Annotated in this window: 17 protein-coding genes; 12 read left to right on the forward strand and 5 right to left on the reverse strand. The window is 49.9% G+C overall.

Features of this window, described 5'->3' with window-relative positions:
* The first annotated feature begins 6 nt into the window (after nt 1-6).
* From ctaD to NP589_RS07330, 3 genes are all read left to right on the forward strand, one after another.
* Entirely contained in the window at nt 7-1,623 is a 1,617-nt protein-coding gene (ctaD, locus tag NP589_RS07320) for a cytochrome c oxidase subunit I (protein WP_020482134.1), read from the forward strand.
* A 155-nt stretch (nt 1,624-1,778) separates the two neighbouring features.
* The gene (locus NP589_RS07325; RefSeq protein WP_256606384.1) at nt 1,779-2,321 is read left to right on the forward strand and encodes a cytochrome c oxidase assembly protein; all 543 of its coding nucleotides are present in this window, start codon (nt 1,779-1,781) and stop codon (nt 2,319-2,321) included.
* A gap of 11 nt (nt 2,322-2,332) precedes the next feature.
* Complete coding sequence (locus NP589_RS07330) at nt 2,333-3,208, forward strand: cytochrome c oxidase subunit 3 (protein WP_064008600.1); 876 nt, start codon at nt 2,333-2,335, stop codon at nt 3,206-3,208.
* Between the two features lie 63 nt (nt 3,209-3,271).
* On the opposite strand, the gene NP589_RS07335 is transcribed toward NP589_RS07330, so the two are convergent.
* Nucleotides 3,272-3,532 carry a twin transmembrane helix small protein gene (locus NP589_RS07335; RefSeq protein ID WP_256606385.1) on the reverse strand — a complete coding sequence of 87 codons (261 nt, stop codon included), beginning with the start codon at nt 3,530-3,532 and terminating at the stop codon, nt 3,272-3,274.
* Nucleotides 3,533-3,617: 85 nt separating this feature from the next.
* On the opposite strand from NP589_RS07335, the gene NP589_RS07340 reads away from it, so the two are divergent.
* Genes NP589_RS07340 through NP589_RS07365 form a run of 6 tightly spaced genes read left to right on the forward strand, consistent with a single transcriptional unit; the run spans nt 3,618 to nt 8,987 of the window.
* Entirely contained in the window at nt 3,618-4,361 is a 744-nt protein-coding gene (locus NP589_RS07340) for an SURF1 family protein (protein WP_256606386.1), read from the forward strand.
* A complete protein-coding gene (locus NP589_RS07345) occupies nt 4,354-4,941 on the forward strand; it encodes a redox-active disulfide-containing membrane protein (protein ID WP_256606387.1) in 588 nt (195 codons plus the stop codon). The genes NP589_RS07340 and NP589_RS07345 overlap by 8 nt, the downstream gene beginning before the upstream one ends.
* 4 nt (nt 4,942-4,945) lie before the next feature.
* On the forward strand, nt 4,946-6,910 hold the full coding sequence (gene ftsY, locus NP589_RS07350; protein WP_256606388.1) for a signal recognition particle-docking protein FtsY: 1,965 nt from the start codon (nt 4,946-4,948) through the stop codon (nt 6,908-6,910).
* Between the two features lie 19 nt (nt 6,911-6,929).
* Nucleotides 6,930-7,586 carry a cell division ATP-binding protein FtsE gene (gene ftsE, locus NP589_RS07355; protein ID WP_064008604.1) on the forward strand — a complete coding sequence of 219 codons (657 nt, stop codon included), beginning with the start codon at nt 6,930-6,932 and terminating at the stop codon, nt 7,584-7,586.
* A 2-nt stretch (nt 7,587-7,588) separates the two neighbouring features.
* The gene (gene ftsX / locus NP589_RS07360; RefSeq protein ID WP_256606389.1) at nt 7,589-8,551 is read left to right on the forward strand and encodes a permease-like cell division protein FtsX; all 963 of its coding nucleotides are present in this window, start codon (nt 7,589-7,591) and stop codon (nt 8,549-8,551) included.
* A 4-nt stretch (nt 8,552-8,555) separates the two neighbouring features.
* Entirely contained in the window at nt 8,556-8,987 is a 432-nt protein-coding gene (locus tag NP589_RS07365) for a YcgN family cysteine cluster protein (protein WP_256606390.1), read from the forward strand.
* Between the two features lie 95 nt (nt 8,988-9,082).
* Here the strand turns inward: NP589_RS07365 and NP589_RS07370 are convergent, their stop codons facing one another.
* Nucleotides 9,083-9,439, reverse strand: coding sequence for a hypothetical protein (locus NP589_RS07370; protein WP_371929653.1), 357 nt, complete (start codon nt 9,437-9,439; stop codon nt 9,083-9,085).
* A 4-nt stretch (nt 9,440-9,443) separates the two neighbouring features.
* Entirely contained in the window at nt 9,444-9,629 is a 186-nt protein-coding gene (locus tag NP589_RS07375) for a hypothetical protein (protein ID WP_020482122.1), read from the reverse strand.
* Between the two features lie 577 nt (nt 9,630-10,206).
* On the opposite strand from NP589_RS07375, the gene NP589_RS07380 reads away from it, so the two are divergent.
* Nucleotides 10,207-10,746, forward strand: coding sequence for a copper resistance protein NlpE (locus NP589_RS07380; protein WP_256606392.1), 540 nt, complete (start codon nt 10,207-10,209; stop codon nt 10,744-10,746).
* 150 nt (nt 10,747-10,896) lie between these two features.
* Here the strand turns inward: NP589_RS07380 and NP589_RS07385 are convergent, their stop codons facing one another.
* Nucleotides 10,897-11,436: a gamma carbonic anhydrase family protein gene (locus NP589_RS07385; protein ID WP_256606393.1), complete on the reverse strand. Its 540-nt coding sequence runs from the start codon at nt 11,434-11,436 to the stop codon at nt 10,897-10,899.
* Between the two features lie 80 nt (nt 11,437-11,516).
* Here NP589_RS07385 and NP589_RS07390 point away from each other — a divergent pair, with 80 nt between their 5' ends.
* Both NP589_RS07390 and NP589_RS07395 read left to right on the forward strand, forming a co-directional pair.
* Nucleotides 11,517-12,527 carry an SPFH domain-containing protein gene (locus NP589_RS07390; RefSeq protein ID WP_256606394.1) on the forward strand — a complete coding sequence of 337 codons (1,011 nt, stop codon included), beginning with the start codon at nt 11,517-11,519 and terminating at the stop codon, nt 12,525-12,527.
* Between the two features lies 1 nt (nt 12,528).
* Complete coding sequence (locus NP589_RS07395; RefSeq protein WP_256606395.1) at nt 12,529-13,200, forward strand: zf-TFIIB domain-containing protein; 672 nt, start codon at nt 12,529-12,531, stop codon at nt 13,198-13,200.
* Here the strand turns inward: NP589_RS07395 and NP589_RS07400 are convergent.
* The gene (locus tag NP589_RS07400; protein WP_256606396.1) at nt 13,184-13,792 is read right to left on the reverse strand and encodes a chorismate--pyruvate lyase family protein; all 609 of its coding nucleotides are present in this window, start codon (nt 13,790-13,792) and stop codon (nt 13,184-13,186) included. The genes NP589_RS07395 and NP589_RS07400 overlap by 17 nt on opposite strands.
* Nucleotides 13,793-13,794 lie beyond the last annotated feature (2 nt).

Consider the following 13,794-nt stretch of genomic DNA (forward strand, 5'->3'; position numbering starts at 1 on the left):
TAAAGTATGACTGCTGTCGTAGCTGAACATGATGATCATCACGATCACCACGATCACGGCCCCGAAAAGGGCGTTTTACGGTGGATATTTACCACCAATCATAAAGATATAGGCACCTTGTATCTGGTATTCGGCCTGATAATGTTTTTTGTCGGCGGTGCCATGGCCTTGGTCATTCGCTCCGAATTATTCGAGCCCGGTCTGCAATTTGTCGATCCTAACTTCTTTAACTCGATGACCACCATGCACGCCTTGGTGATGGTGTTCGGCGCCGTCATGCCGGCGTTCGTCGGCTTGGCCAACTGGATGATTCCGATGATGATCGGCGCCCCGGATATGGCCTTGCCTCGGATGAACAACATGAGCTTCTGGATGTTGGTAGCCGGCGTATTATTGTTGGCCAGCACTTTGTTCATGGAAGGTGGTGCGCCATCGGGCGGTTGGACTTTTTATCCGCCCTTGGTTTTTCAAAACGGTAAATCGTTTCCTTTCGCTATTTTCTCTGTGCATTTACTGGGTATCTCTTCGATCATGGGTGCGATCAACGTGATCGCTACCATTTTCAACATGCGCGCGCCCGGCATGACCTTGATGAAAATGCCTTTGTTCGTCTGGACTTGGCTGATCACCGCGTTTTTGTTGATCGCGATCATGCCGGTATTTGCCGGTGCGGTAACCATGTTGCTGACCGACAAATTCTTCGATACCAGCTTCTTCGATGCGGCTGGCGGTGGCGATCCTGTGTTGTATCAGCACATTTTCTGGTTCTTCGGTCATCCTGAAGTGTATGTAATGATTCTGCCGACTTTCGGCGTGGCATCTACCATCATTCCGGTGTTTGCGCGTAAACCTCTGTTCGGTTATGCCTCTATGGTGTATGCGACCGGTGCGATTGCGTTCTTGTCTTTTATCGTTTGGGCTCACCACATGTTTACCGTGGGTATGCCGGTCGCGGGTGAGTTGTACTTTATGTATGCCACCATGCTGATCGCGATTCCGACCGGCGTAAAAGTGTTCAACTGGACCGCAACCATGTGGAAAGGCTCCATGACCTTCGAAACGCCGATGCTGTTTTCGATTGCGTTTGTGGTGCTGTTTACCATGGGTGGTTTTACCGGTTTAATGATGTCGGTAGCACCGGTGGATTTTCAATACCACGATACGTATTTCATCGTTGCCCACTTCCATTACACCTTGGTGCCGGCGTCTATTTTCATCCTGATGGCTGCCGGTTATTTCTGGCTGCCTAAATGGACCGGCAATATGTACAACGAGAAAATCGGCAGACTGCATTTTTGGTTGTCAGCCGTTTCCGTGAACATATTGTTCTTCCCGCAACATTTCTTGGGTCTGGCCGGCATGCCGCGTCGTATTCCCGATTATGCGATTCAATTTGCGGATTGGAATATGGTGTCCAGTATTGGTGCGTTCATCTACGGTTTCAGCCAATTGTTGTTTGTGTACATCGTCATCGACACCATCCGCGGTGGAACCGGCGAAAAAGTGAGCGACGAGGTTTGGGAAGATGCCAGCAAACACAGTCTGGAATGGACCGTGCCTTCGCCTGCGCCTTATCACACCTTCAGCACGCCGCCGGCGAGAATCCCTACCGAGCATTTTTAAGGCTTGAAATGAGTGACTGAAATGGGCCATGTCGTTTGACATGGCCTATCGGGTAAATAAATGGATACAAAAAAGAAAAACATTTTGACGGCTCTGGTGTTGTTTGCGGTGGCCTTCACGATATACGTATTTGCGGTCATTAAGGCTATCTCGCAATGAGCGAGGATATTGGGCAAAAAAATACCAAGTTGGTCCGTAAATTGGCGCTTGTCGCAATTGCCATGTTTGGTTTTGGTTATGCTCTGGTGCCACTCTACGATGTGCTTTGCGATTTGACCGGCTTGAACGGTAAGGTTGAAGGTCAAGCCGTTCAAGAAGTGGCGTATCAGGTAGATAATAGTAGGGAAGTGACAGTAGAGTTTCTCACGTCCTTAAACGAGTCCACTCCAATGTTGTTTCGCTCAGAAGTGAAAAGCATGAAAGTGCATCCGGGTGAATACTACACGGTTAATTTTTATGCCAAAAATACCACTAACATGCCGATGATTGCCCAAGCCATACCCAGTATTACGCCGGGTCTGGCCGCAGAGTTTTTTAAAAAGACCCAGTGCTTTTGCTTTACCGAACAAACCTTTGCTGCGAACGAAGAAAAAACCATGCCGGTCCGTTTCGTTGTAGAACCGACGTTACCCGAACGCTATAAGACCGTCACGCTTGCATACACTTTTTTTGATAACACTAACATCAGTAAAAAATAGAGGGGAAGGATATGTCTACACACGATAGTTATTACATACCGCATAAAGCCGTGTGGCCGGTTTTGGCTACCGGCGGCTTGATGATGACGCTGGCGGGCTTTGCCAATCATTTGAACGGTTCGTCGATAGGTTCCGGGATGATGCTAACCGGCTTCGTCATTTTCTTGGTGATGCTGGGTTTGTGGTTTGCGTTGCAATCCACCGAGAGCGAATCCGGTATGTACAACCATGGCGTCGGTATTTCCTATCGGATGGGTATGATGTGGTTCATTTTTTCCGAAGTCATGTTCTTCGCCGTTTTCTTTGGTGCACTCTGGTATACGCGTAATCTATCGGTGGCTTGGTTGGGTGAAACCGGTCTTCCAAGCGGACCGGGCCGTTCGACACACGATACTTTATGGCCGGCGTTCCAAGCGGTTTGGCCGACTAACGGTCCAGGCAAAGTAGGCGGCGATTTCGAGCCGATGGGCGCTTTTGGTTTACCGTTCCTGAATACCCTGTTGCTGTTGTCTAGTGGCGTAACCTGCACCTGGGCGCACCACGGTCTGTTGGCGAAAAACCGCGACCAATTGATCAAAGGTTTAATCGCTACCGTCGGTTTGGGCTTTTTGTTCGTGGGATTTCAAGCAACCGAGTATTACGAAGCCTATCACGAAATGGGTCTGACACTGGGTTCCGGCATTTATGGTTCAACCTTCTTCATGTTGACCGGTTTCCACGGTTTCCACGTTTGTGTCGGTGCGATTATTTTATCGGTGGTGTTATTCAGAAGCTGGAAAGGTCATTTCACCCCGGAAAACCACTTTGCCTTTGAAGCCGCTGCTTGGTATTGGCATTTTGTTGACGTGGTCTGGTTGGGTCTGTTCGTGTTTGTTTACATGATGTAACACCGATTAACTACACCCGAAAAAGCGCGGTCTGTGCAGATCGCGCTTTTTTTTTGTCGGCTCTTATGGGGTTGAAGTTGCTGTTGGCGGGTTTTGATTGGCATGTATACGCGCAGCAATGCCGTGGGGTTGGATCATTCCGCTGGCGTAGGCGATGAACAGCAGAATGAACAAAGCCAGCGATAGGCCGATCCGCATGGTCAAGGCCTTGGCAGTCTTTGCCGAATCGCTGTCTTCCTTGTGTTTGACAATGTGAAACAGCGCGGAACCAAGACTGATGACGATGGCCAGGAATGCGACGATAGTGAGCGTTTTGATGAGCATGGCGGCGTTAATAAATAAAAACCTGCATTCTCGGCGATTCGGGTACGCTTGCCAATAGCGCATATTCATACTGGAGCTTTCACCTATGATCAAATTGAGTACCGGCGGTATCGAATTCCGTTGTTCGCTATCAGCACTGAGCGGATACCTGCTGTTATTCGGCTTGTTGTGCAGTTTGGGGTTCTGGCAGCTGAGTCGAGGCGAGCAGAAGACGATTTTGTTAGCTCAACAGCAAGAGGCCAGCAACGCTGAAGCCTTGGATTTAACTCGGCAAACCGGAATCAATAGTGATGCTTTACGTTATCGGCCCGTTTTAATCAGCGGCCATTATGATGCTGTGCATCAGATTTTGATTGATAACCAAATGCTGAACGGTAAACCCGGTTATCTGGTTTTAACACCGTTTTTGCCCGACGGCGGTCAGCCTGGCATATTGGTTAACCGCGGCTGGATCGCTTTAGGCGTCTCCCGTGACGTTTTGCCGGACATCAGTATCAGCATGGTCGCTCAGCAAGTACGAGGCAGAATCAACCGTTTTCCGGAGCCTGGTCTGAAATTAAAAGGTGCGGAAATTCCAGGGGAAACATGGCCGGTCAGGGTGCAAGTTTTAGATAGCAAACTCTTGGGGGATAAATTGGGGTATGCGTTGGCTGATTATCAGATCGAACTGGACCCGGCGCAGTCCGAGGGTTACCAACGGCAATGGAAGATTGCTGTCGCAATCCCGCCTGAAAAACATAGAGCCTATGCAGTACAATGGTTCGGCTTGGCACTGACATTAACAGCCCTATTTGTTTGGACTAGTAGTCGAAAAATACCCCGTGGATAATCAATATAAAAAAAACCGCATCACCATAGTAGTGATATTTGCCATGTCCATTGTGCCTTTTGGGTTTGCATGGTTTTTGGCGAAAAATCCGGACATCGTTAAGCTTGGCACCAACAATGGTGCGCTAATTAGTCCGCCGCAAGTAACCTCTGCCGACGAGTTTTCCGGCTACGATACATTTTCCGAGCAAAACATGCAGGAGTTGAAAGGCCACTGGGTATTAGTCAATCCGGTGCCGAAGAATTGCGAGGAAACATGTCGCGATGCCTTGTATAAAACTAATCAACTGACATTAATGATGGGTAAGGATATTGCCCGGATTCGACGCTTGGCGGTGCTGTTCGATAAAAATTATCAGTTGCCGGCCGAATGGCGCGATGACGGGCGCTTATTAAAAGCCTTGCCAGCCGCCTCGTTGCAGGAAAAATTAAAGCAATTAAGCGTGCAGCCTTTGCCGGAAGGCATGCTGATCATCATGGATCCACTTGGGAATCTGATGATGCAATACGCCCCAGGTTACGACCCTTATCAAGTCAAAAGCGACTTAAGCAAGTTACTCAGAATTTCACAAATCGGTTAGAAATATGTTCAGAAAATTAACTCTGTGTTGCGCGTTTTTGGCGCTGCTCGTCATACTCGTCGGCGCTTATGTCCGACTCACGCACGCCGGTTTGGGTTGCCCGGACTGGCCTGGCTGTTACGGCAAGGCGTTCGTCAGCGACAGCGCGGCATTTAAAGCCGACGCCGCCGCAGGATTTCCGCAGTATGCCTTGGATACCGCAAAAGCCTGGAAAGAGATGGCGCACCGCTATTTGGCTGGCGGCTTGGCGTTATTAGTGTTGGTTTGGTTTGGGCTGGCGTGGAGGGAAAAGCCCCGAGCGCCCGCAGTGATGCTGACCACCTTGGTATTGCTGTTGATAGCCGGGCAAGCCGGTTTAGGCATGTGGGCGGTGACATCCGGCACCCGACCTGGTGTCGTAACGGCGCATCTGTTACTGGGGTTTTTCACGTTTTGGACGCTGGGCTGGAGTTATTTACGACTTAATCCGGCTGCCTCGCTAAGGCCGGTTCGTTCCGGTCCGGTAGTATTTACCAGTTTGGCGATGCTGGTGTTACTGGGGCAGATAGTGTTGGGTGGCTGGGTCAGTAGCAACTATGCCGGCTTGGCCTGTAGCGATTTTCCGCGCTGCAACGGCGAATGGTTGCCGGGCGCCGATTATCTGAGCATTTTGGATCTGTTCAGAGACAGCGGTCTTTCGGCCGATGCGAAAATGGCGATTCAGGCGCTGCATCGGGTCTTGGCGGCTTTTACTTTTCTGGTCTTAAGTGCCCTGATGTTGTCCGCTACTTCGGAACGTTATCCAAAACCGGTACGTTTGGCGGGAAATATTCTCAGTATGCTGTTATTGGTGCAGATCGCACTGGGGATTTTTAGCGTCAAGTACCAGCTTCCATTGGCTTTGGCTGTCGCGCACAATGCGTTCGCGGCCTTGTTGATGTTGCCCTTGCTGGGAATTTTGTTTTATAGCCGATACAGCACGGGCGCTGAAGACGAAATCTTAAGCTTTGAAGCTGATGAGGTTGTTTCAGCTGAACAGGCGCCTGAACAACCACAGGTCAGCAGCGAAGATTCTTTATATCTGCGTTTGACCACCCAGCTGAAAAGAACCAGAACTGGTCTGGGCGGGGTGCTGAGCAGTCTGGCTTTCGGGCAAAAAGCGGTTACCAAGGAGTTGTTGGCGGATATAGAAGCCCAGTTATTGATGGCTGATTTGGGTATCGAAACCACCACGCAATTGATTAAACAACTGACCGATAGTTTAGAGCGTGATCAGCTTAGAGATGGTCAGGTGTTAAGCCAGACCTTGAAGCAAAACTTATTAGCCATGCTGGAGCCTTGTAGTTTGCCGCTGCAAATTCCCAAGCAGGATGGGCCGTTCGTAATTCTGGTGGTGGGTGTTAACGGTGCCGGCAAGACAACTTCGATCGGTAAACTAGCCAAACGCCTGCAACAACAAGGCCATAGCGTGATGCTGGCTGCGGGGGATACCTTCAGGGCCGCAGCAGTCGAGCAGTTGCAAACCTGGGGCGAGCGTAACGATATTCAGGTCGTGGCGCAGCATACCGGTGCCGATTCCGCATCGGTGATTTTCGATGCCTTGCAGTCCGCCAAAGCCAAAGAGGTGGATGTACTGATAGCTGACACCGCCGGACGGTTGCATACCAAGTCCAACCTGATGGACGAGTTGAAAAAAATCAAACGCATCATGACCAAACTAGACGAGTCGGCGCCACACGAGGTATTGCTGATCCTGGATGCCGGCACCGGGCAGAATGCTCTGTCGCAGGCTAAACTATTCAACGAAGCGGTGGAGCTGACCGGCATAGTCTTAACCAAGCTGGACGGTACCGCCAAGGGCGGGATTATTTTCGCGCTGGCCAATCAACTGCATATCCCCATTCGTTTTATCGGCGTGGGCGAGCAGATTGACGATTTACAGGATTTCAATGCGCAAAACTTCGTCGATGCCCTATTTGTTCAAGAATGACGCGTAAAAGACTGATCCCATGTTGAGATTCGAACACGTAAGCAAACGCTATCCTGATGCCGGGGAAGCCTTGACCGATGTCAGTTTTCACTTGCATCGCGGCGAAATGGCATTTTTGACCGGCCGTTCCGGCGCCGGCAAGAGTACCTTGCTGAAGTTGATCGCGATGATGGAACAATGCACGCGCGGCAGCGTATCACTGGACGGTCAGGATATTACGCGCATCGGCGAGCGGAAGATTCCTTATATGCGCCGCAATTTGGGCCTGATTTTTCAGGATTACAAATTGCTGAACGATAGAACGGTATTCGATAACGTGGCCCTGCCATTGGTAGTGTCTGGGTATAACCACCAAGAAGTGGCGCGGCGGGTGCGGGCATCTCTGGATAAAGTGGGGCTGTTAGGTAAGGAAAAAAAACATCCCTTGGCGCTGTCCGGTGGTGAGCAACAGCGCGTGGGTATCGCCCGAGCCATTGTCAACAAGCCTAAGCTGATTCTGGCCGACGAGCCGACCGGTAACCTGGACCCGGATCTGTCCGCCGAAGTGATGTTCATGTTCGAGCAATTCAAGCAAGTCGGGGTGACGGTGTTGATAGCCAGCCACGATATAGAGTTGATTAATCATCTCGGCCATCGAGTATTGACACTCGATAAAGGCCATTTGGTTGCGAGTTGACGATGAAACACAATCACCGCAAACAAGCCGGCAGCAGGCTGGTGGAGTTATTCCAAGCTTATTTGCTTAATCATGCTCATGGCTTATTTTCCAGCCTGGGTCGATTGAGCCGCACGCCGTTTACGTCTTCCATGACCATATTGGTACTGGCCATCGCCATTTCCTTGGCCAGCAGCTTTTATATCGTTGTCGCCAACATCCAGCAATTGACCGGTAATCTGGAGTCCAGCAATCAGATGTCCTTGTTTTTGCATGACAACATTACCGATGCGGCCGGGCAGAAGCTTGCCGAGCAGATACAACAGAACGGTAGTGTCGTGGACGTGAAATTCATCAGTAAGAAGCAAGCCTTGGAGGAGTTCAAAGCCAATAGCGGCTTCAGCGATGCGTTGAATGCGCTGGAACGCAATCCCTTGCCGAGTGTGATTCAAGTAGTGCCGAAAAATGCGCTGGAAAACAACGAAGACATCGAAAAATTGATGGCAGATTTTAAGCAATTCCCGCAAGTCGATTTCGTCCAGGTCGATATGCAGTGGGTGGCGCGCTTGCAAACCATCATGCTGATCGCCAGCCGTGGCGTGATGTTGGTCAGCTTGTTGCTGGGTTTTGCGGTAACGTTCATTACCGGCAATACCATTAGGCTGGAATTGCAGAATCGCCAGGATGAAGTGTTTATTTCCAAACTGGTCGGCGCTACCCATGCTTTTATTCAACGGCCATTTTTGTACACCGGTTTTTGGCTGGGTTTTATCTCGGGCTTTCTCGGCTGGCTGATCATGACGATCATGCTATTGATCCTGGAAACGCCGGTAGAGAAGTTATCGACCTTGTACAACAGTTCTTTCGACTTACTGTTTTTGAGTTTCTCGGAGTTTATTTTGCTATTGATGATCTCGTCGGTATTGGCGGTAGTCGGCTCCTGGGCCGTGCTGCACTATCAATTGCGCCAACTTAAACCGCAATAAGCCTATGAAATTTTGGGAAACCAAGACCTTGGCGCAAATGAGCACGGAAGAGTGGGAATCGCTGTGCGATAACTGCGGCAAGTGTTGTTTGAATAAGCTGGAAGACGAAGACACCGGCGAAATTGCCTTTACCAGCGTGGCATGCGATTTGATCGATTTGGAGTCCTGCCGTTGCACGCGTTATAGCGAGCGTTGCACGCTGGTGCCGGAGTGCATCGACTTGAAGCAGCACGATTTCGCCGAGTACAACTGGTTGCCTTCAACCTGCGCGTATCGTTTGTTAACCGATGGCGAACCTTTACCTAGCTGGCATCCCTTGCTTACCGGGACTAGCGAATCGGTGAAAGAGGCGGGCGTGTCTATCGGCAGCTATGCGATCAAGGAGTCGCAAGTCACCGATCTGGAAGATCATATTATCGAATGGTTGCAGCCCTGATTAAGGGCAGACTGGGCCGCCGGTAACCTTCGTTTTCCGGCGGCGACAGGTGTGAAGTATCCTGGATTGCTTATCCTTTGGGTGTCCGCTTTTGATTATCCTTTGCCGGGTAACATGCCTACCGTACCCGGTTTAATGCGTTTACAACTAACCACTACGTCTTCCTGACGGCATTTTGCTTCCTGTGGATTGCTGCAAGTGTCGCAAACCGTATTGCCACTGCTTTTTACCGCATCAACATGCCAGCCGTAACCTTGTGATTGGCAGAATTTCTTGCTGAATCTATCGATGTTGTAATTTTTGGAGGCATTCTCCTTGGCTTTACTCTCAACTTGGCAGTGCTCCGGGGCCAAGGTGTTCGCCATGATGTCGCGGTAAATATATTCGGTAGCCTGGGCTGAGCTGGCTAACAATAAAGAGGCTAACAGCGTGCCGATAAAAGTCGTTTTCATCATATTAATCCTCGCGATTGCCGATGACGCGGATGTTCATTAAGCGGTTTTCTTCGGCAATTTGGTCCTTGATGGGTGCAAATTTTTCGTTTTCGCTCATTTTGACCGCCAGGATGGCGCCAACAACAACTGCGGTAGCCAGCACCACATACAACACGAAGTTATCTTTTTCTTGTTTTACTTCTGTCATGGTTTTACCTCTTGTAATAGTAAATCGGTCAGTGCCGAACCGAATTTGTATTGAAAAACCTGTTCGCCCTATATCAGGGCCGGCACTGATTTGACGTCAATCACAGCGATTTCTCCGATACCCATAGCATGCTCGCGCCGCAGAGCCAGTTCGAATATCTCGCTGAAAGCATTGAATGCATCAGCCAGGAATTGCGTTACACCTCCAAATAAGCAGTTCCGGATTGAAAAAGCCTGATTTAAGCATTTCCGGCCTGCTTCATGGTAGCGAATCGAAACAATAAAAGAAATGAGCGGGCTTGTCAAACAAATATCGTATCAATATTATGAGTTTGCCGTTGTTTCCGCAAAGACTGTCCGCAAATAGCGCTAGGGTTTTGCGCTATCATCTGCCTTCAACAATCTGATTTGACGCGGTTTGGCTTGCAAAGCCGATGGCGCTATATTTGAAACGTCTTGAAAACGGGGTGTACATTTGGCGATAGAATACGCGCCAAGTTGAAATTGGCGATTATCCTGGTAGTCTTCAGTTTTGATCTTGTCTAATTACTTTACTCACAAAAATAGAAAAATCTCATATGCAAACATTAACTAGAAAAATTAAAAAAAATGTGACCGTGATTTTTTTAGGTGCGTTGCTTCCGGCACTCAACCCGGCTTGGGCGGAATCCGATAAGCAACTCCAGGAAAAAACGCTCAAAGCGCGGGAAATGATTCATCAGAAAGACATGGATCACTCCGCTCATGCTAATCTGGCAGACAACACCGAGGGATTTCGTGGTGTGTTTTACGGTTATTTGCCCTGCAAGGAAAAAGATTGCGATGGCTTTAAAATGACCTTGTCTTTGAAACAAAAAAACAATTATTTATTGGTAACTCAATACGCAAAAGCCTCCTCCAGAGAGTTTTACGAAAAAGGTAAGTACGATTGGGACGACAAAACCCACATACTGTCGTTAACCTCCAATAAAAACGATCTCAATCGCAAATTTAGTATTAAAGACGAAGGGACCTTGATTCAACTCAACAGCGATGGTACGCCCATGCTGGGCGATCAGGACGACTATACGCTGGCAAGAAGCGATAAATCCAAGTCTCGGGAAGTGCACATTCATTAAGTAACGCTCGCTGGGAACTAGCCGGCAAAGCATCCAAGTCGGCTAGTTAAAGATAAAAGGTATTCGACTTAAAAGTCCGATGCGAGCCAACGGCTAGTCTGGAGAAGAGTGCACTGTTTTAGGAAATGTTCCGGCTAAACAGAACAGTGTTTATAGTGCGGATTCGGCCAAATAGTCGTTTTTCAACTTCACGTAATGTTTTGCCGAATATTCCAGAAAGGTTTTTTCGGAGTCGGTCAGCGCCCGGATTTGTTTGGCGGGTGCACCGACATATAAATAGCCACCTTCCAGTTTTTTGCCTGGCGGCACCAGCGCGCCGGCGCCCAACATCACATAATCTCCCAGTTCGGCATCGTCCATCACAATAGCACCTATGCCGATAAGGCAATAATCGCCTATCGTACAGGCATGCACCACGGCGCGATGACCGATGGTTACGCCTTTGCCGATTGTTAACGGATGGCCTTGCGGCGAATAATCGCCGGCGTGGGAGACATGTAACACCGCGCCGTCCTGAACGTTAGTGCCATAGCCTATGGTAATGGCTTCCACATCCCCGCGTATCACCGTGGTCGGCCAAACCGATACGTCATCGCCGAGTGTCACATCGCCGATCAAGACCGCCGCCTCGTCGATATACACGTTTTTGCCGACTTTTGGCTGTTTGCCTTTATATGCTCTGATTGCCACCGCAACTCCCGTTTTTTGCCATACTTAAACCGCGATGTTACGCAATTAATCGATTCTTCTCCAGTCCAACGAGGGAAATAATGGCATTCATAGACGGTATCAAACGGCAGCTACGCTCGGTTATCGAGTGGGAAAATCCCGATCCCGATCTGCTACTGGCGCAATGGACCGAAAACGGCGACGAGATCAAAAATGCCTCCAAGCTAATTGTCGGTCCGGGGCAGGGCTGTATTTTTGTCTATCAGGGCCAGGTCAAGGCGATTATTGAAGACCAGTGCATGATCAATCTGGAAACCGATAACGTGCCGTTCTGGACCACCATCAAGAAATTCATGCAGTTTTTCGAAAGTGAGCATAAGGTGGGGATTTATTTCTTCCGCAAAACCAAGATTCTCGATCAGAAGTGGGGCACAACCTCGCCAATCAAATATCAGGATCCGAAATACCATTTCCCGGTCGCTTTAAAAGCCTACGGCAACTATAGCTACCAGATAGCCGACCCAGGCGATTTCTTCGTGAGTATCGTCGGCAGCCATAACCAGATGCGCATAGACGATTTCCGCAATATTCTCTCGGCGCGAATCATCAATCCCATTTCCGATTACCTGGCGGAGTGTCAGCATAGCTTTACCGACATCGACGCCAACCGTGACGAAATAGCCCGGGGCATAGCCATCAAGTTGGCCATCGTGTTTCGCAAGCTGGGTTTTAGCATTAGCGATTTTCGCATCGAAGGTACCGATTTCGACGAAGACACCTTGCGCCGTATCAATCGTATTGCCGATCTGACCGCTGAAGCGCAAGCCGCGCAAGCGGTGGGTCTGGATTATGCCAAGGTACAACAGCTGGATGCCTTGCGTGAAGCGGCTCGTAACGAAGGCGGTGGGGCAGGTCTTGGTATGGGGATGGGGGCCGGCATCGGCTTGGGGCAAGGCATGGCGCAAGCGCTTGGCGCGACGACTAGTCCGGCTGCTGCCGATAGTAATCAAACCGTCGCCAAATTGACCGAATTGAAGCAATTATTTGAGGCGCAACTGATTACCGAAGCGGAATACGCCGCCAAGAAACAACAAATATTGGCTAAGTTTTAGCATGGCCAACTGCACAAGTTGTTCTGCGCCCTTACCAGCCAACACGCAATATTGCAGCTATTGTGGGGTCCGCAACGATATTGATCTACTAGGCAAGCACGATTACCAAGTGATCGATTCCACCAGCGAGCGAGTTTGCCCGGAATGCGCACAAAGCCTGCAAACCATTAGTCTGGATGCCGCCGGTTCCTTGCATATAGAGCGTTGCGCCAACTGTTACGGCTTGTTTTTCGATCCTGGTGAAATTGAAACCTTGTTGGATAGTGCGGTAGCGCCGGTCGTTACCGTTAATTTAGAACTGCTGAGCAACATCAATCAGGACCGTTACCCGCAAAACGCCAAGGTGAAATATCTAAGATGCCCGGTGTGCCGGGTGTTAATGAACCGGGTGATCTACGGTTATCGCAGCGGTGTCATTATCGACCAATGTAGAAGCCATGGCATCTGGCTGGATGGCGGACAGATCAGCCACCTGTTGGAATGGAAAAAAGCCGGAGGCCAGATTTTGAACCAGAAAAAAATCGCTGCCAAACAAGAAAAAGCCAATGCCGAGCAATTCAAAAAAGCCTTTCGGAAAGACTATTCCCGGCCGCAACAAAGCTACGGCGAACAAAGCGCTGATGGGGATTTGGTGGCGTCGGTAGCGGAAGTACTATTCAAGATTTTTGAATAAATGGCTTATCGATTTTCGGCGGGTGTTCAACTGCCGGTGCCAATACCGCAGGTAAAAAAAACTCCGCCACCAGCAGCGGCTGCCCATGAATCGCGTAAACTGTGCGCCGTCCCCAAATAGCATCGTCAACACCAACCTCCGTTTGCAGACCTGGCGACCAAATATGGCTGTCAGCCCGGCTAAATTGCCTCTGGCGGCGCTCCAAATCCGGATAGGCGAAAATCACTTCGCCCAACGGCCTGGTGCCGAGGTGGGATAGATTGCGGTGGGCAATTTCTATGGTTGGCTCCGGCAGAATGGTGCGGGCCAGCACCAAAGGCACGCCGTCGGCATGCAATAGCACTTCGCGGATCAATTGATAACGGCACGGCTGCAAGCCCAATAGCCGGCATTCGTCGATTAAGGCCGGCTTCCAGCGATGAAATAACAGTTTGACGCCGAAGCGGTTGCCGTGTATGCCGCGCAGACGTTTGGTTAACGAGCCGGTTTCATTGAGCCAGGATTGCAAGTCAGCGGGTAGTTGCCGTTGACTGCTCTGTTCGTGGCTTTTCCAGAGCGGTGGACGGCTGAATAAAAAACTTTTGTCGGGCAAGC

The sequence above is a fragment of the Methylomonas rosea genome, assembly GCF_024505055.1.
Taxonomy (GTDB): Bacteria; Pseudomonadota; Gammaproteobacteria; order Methylococcales; family Methylomonadaceae; genus Methylomonas; species Methylomonas rosea.

What these genes read in the sequence shown, in the direction of transcription:
- NP589_RS07390 (WP_256606394.1), top strand. Translation starts at nt 11,517, where the DNA reads ATGGCATTCATAGACGGTATCAAACGGCAGCTACGCTCGGTTATCGAG.
- NP589_RS07325 (WP_256606384.1), top strand. Translation starts at nt 1,779, where the DNA reads ATGAGCGAGGATATTGGGCAAAAAAATACCAAGTTGGTCCGTAAATTG.
- NP589_RS07335 (WP_256606385.1), bottom strand. Translation starts at nt 3,532, where the DNA reads ATGCTCATCAAAACGCTCACTATCGTCGCATTCCTGGCCATCGTCATC.
- NP589_RS07380 (WP_256606392.1), top strand. Translation starts at nt 10,207, where the DNA reads ATGCAAACATTAACTAGAAAAATTAAAAAAAATGTGACCGTGATTTTT.
- NP589_RS07395 (WP_256606395.1), top strand. Translation starts at nt 12,529, where the DNA reads ATGGCCAACTGCACAAGTTGTTCTGCGCCCTTACCAGCCAACACGCAA.
- ftsY (WP_256606388.1), top strand. Translation starts at nt 4,946, where the DNA reads ATGTTCAGAAAATTAACTCTGTGTTGCGCGTTTTTGGCGCTGCTCGTC.
- ftsE (WP_064008604.1), top strand. Translation starts at nt 6,930, where the DNA reads ATGTTGAGATTCGAACACGTAAGCAAACGCTATCCTGATGCCGGGGAA.
- ctaD (WP_020482134.1), top strand. Translation starts at nt 7, where the DNA reads ATGACTGCTGTCGTAGCTGAACATGATGATCATCACGATCACCACGAT.
- NP589_RS07365 (WP_256606390.1), top strand. Translation starts at nt 8,556, where the DNA reads ATGAAATTTTGGGAAACCAAGACCTTGGCGCAAATGAGCACGGAAGAG.
- NP589_RS07340 (WP_256606386.1), top strand. Translation starts at nt 3,618, where the DNA reads ATGATCAAATTGAGTACCGGCGGTATCGAATTCCGTTGTTCGCTATCA.
- ftsX (WP_256606389.1), top strand. Translation starts at nt 7,589, where the DNA reads ATGAAACACAATCACCGCAAACAAGCCGGCAGCAGGCTGGTGGAGTTA.
- NP589_RS07375 (WP_020482122.1), bottom strand. Translation starts at nt 9,629, where the DNA reads ATGACAGAAGTAAAACAAGAAAAAGATAACTTCGTGTTGTATGTGGTG.
- NP589_RS07330 (WP_064008600.1), top strand. Translation starts at nt 2,333, where the DNA reads ATGTCTACACACGATAGTTATTACATACCGCATAAAGCCGTGTGGCCG.
- NP589_RS07370 (WP_371929653.1), bottom strand. Translation starts at nt 9,439, where the DNA reads ATGAAAACGACTTTTATCGGCACGCTGTTAGCCTCTTTATTGTTAGCC.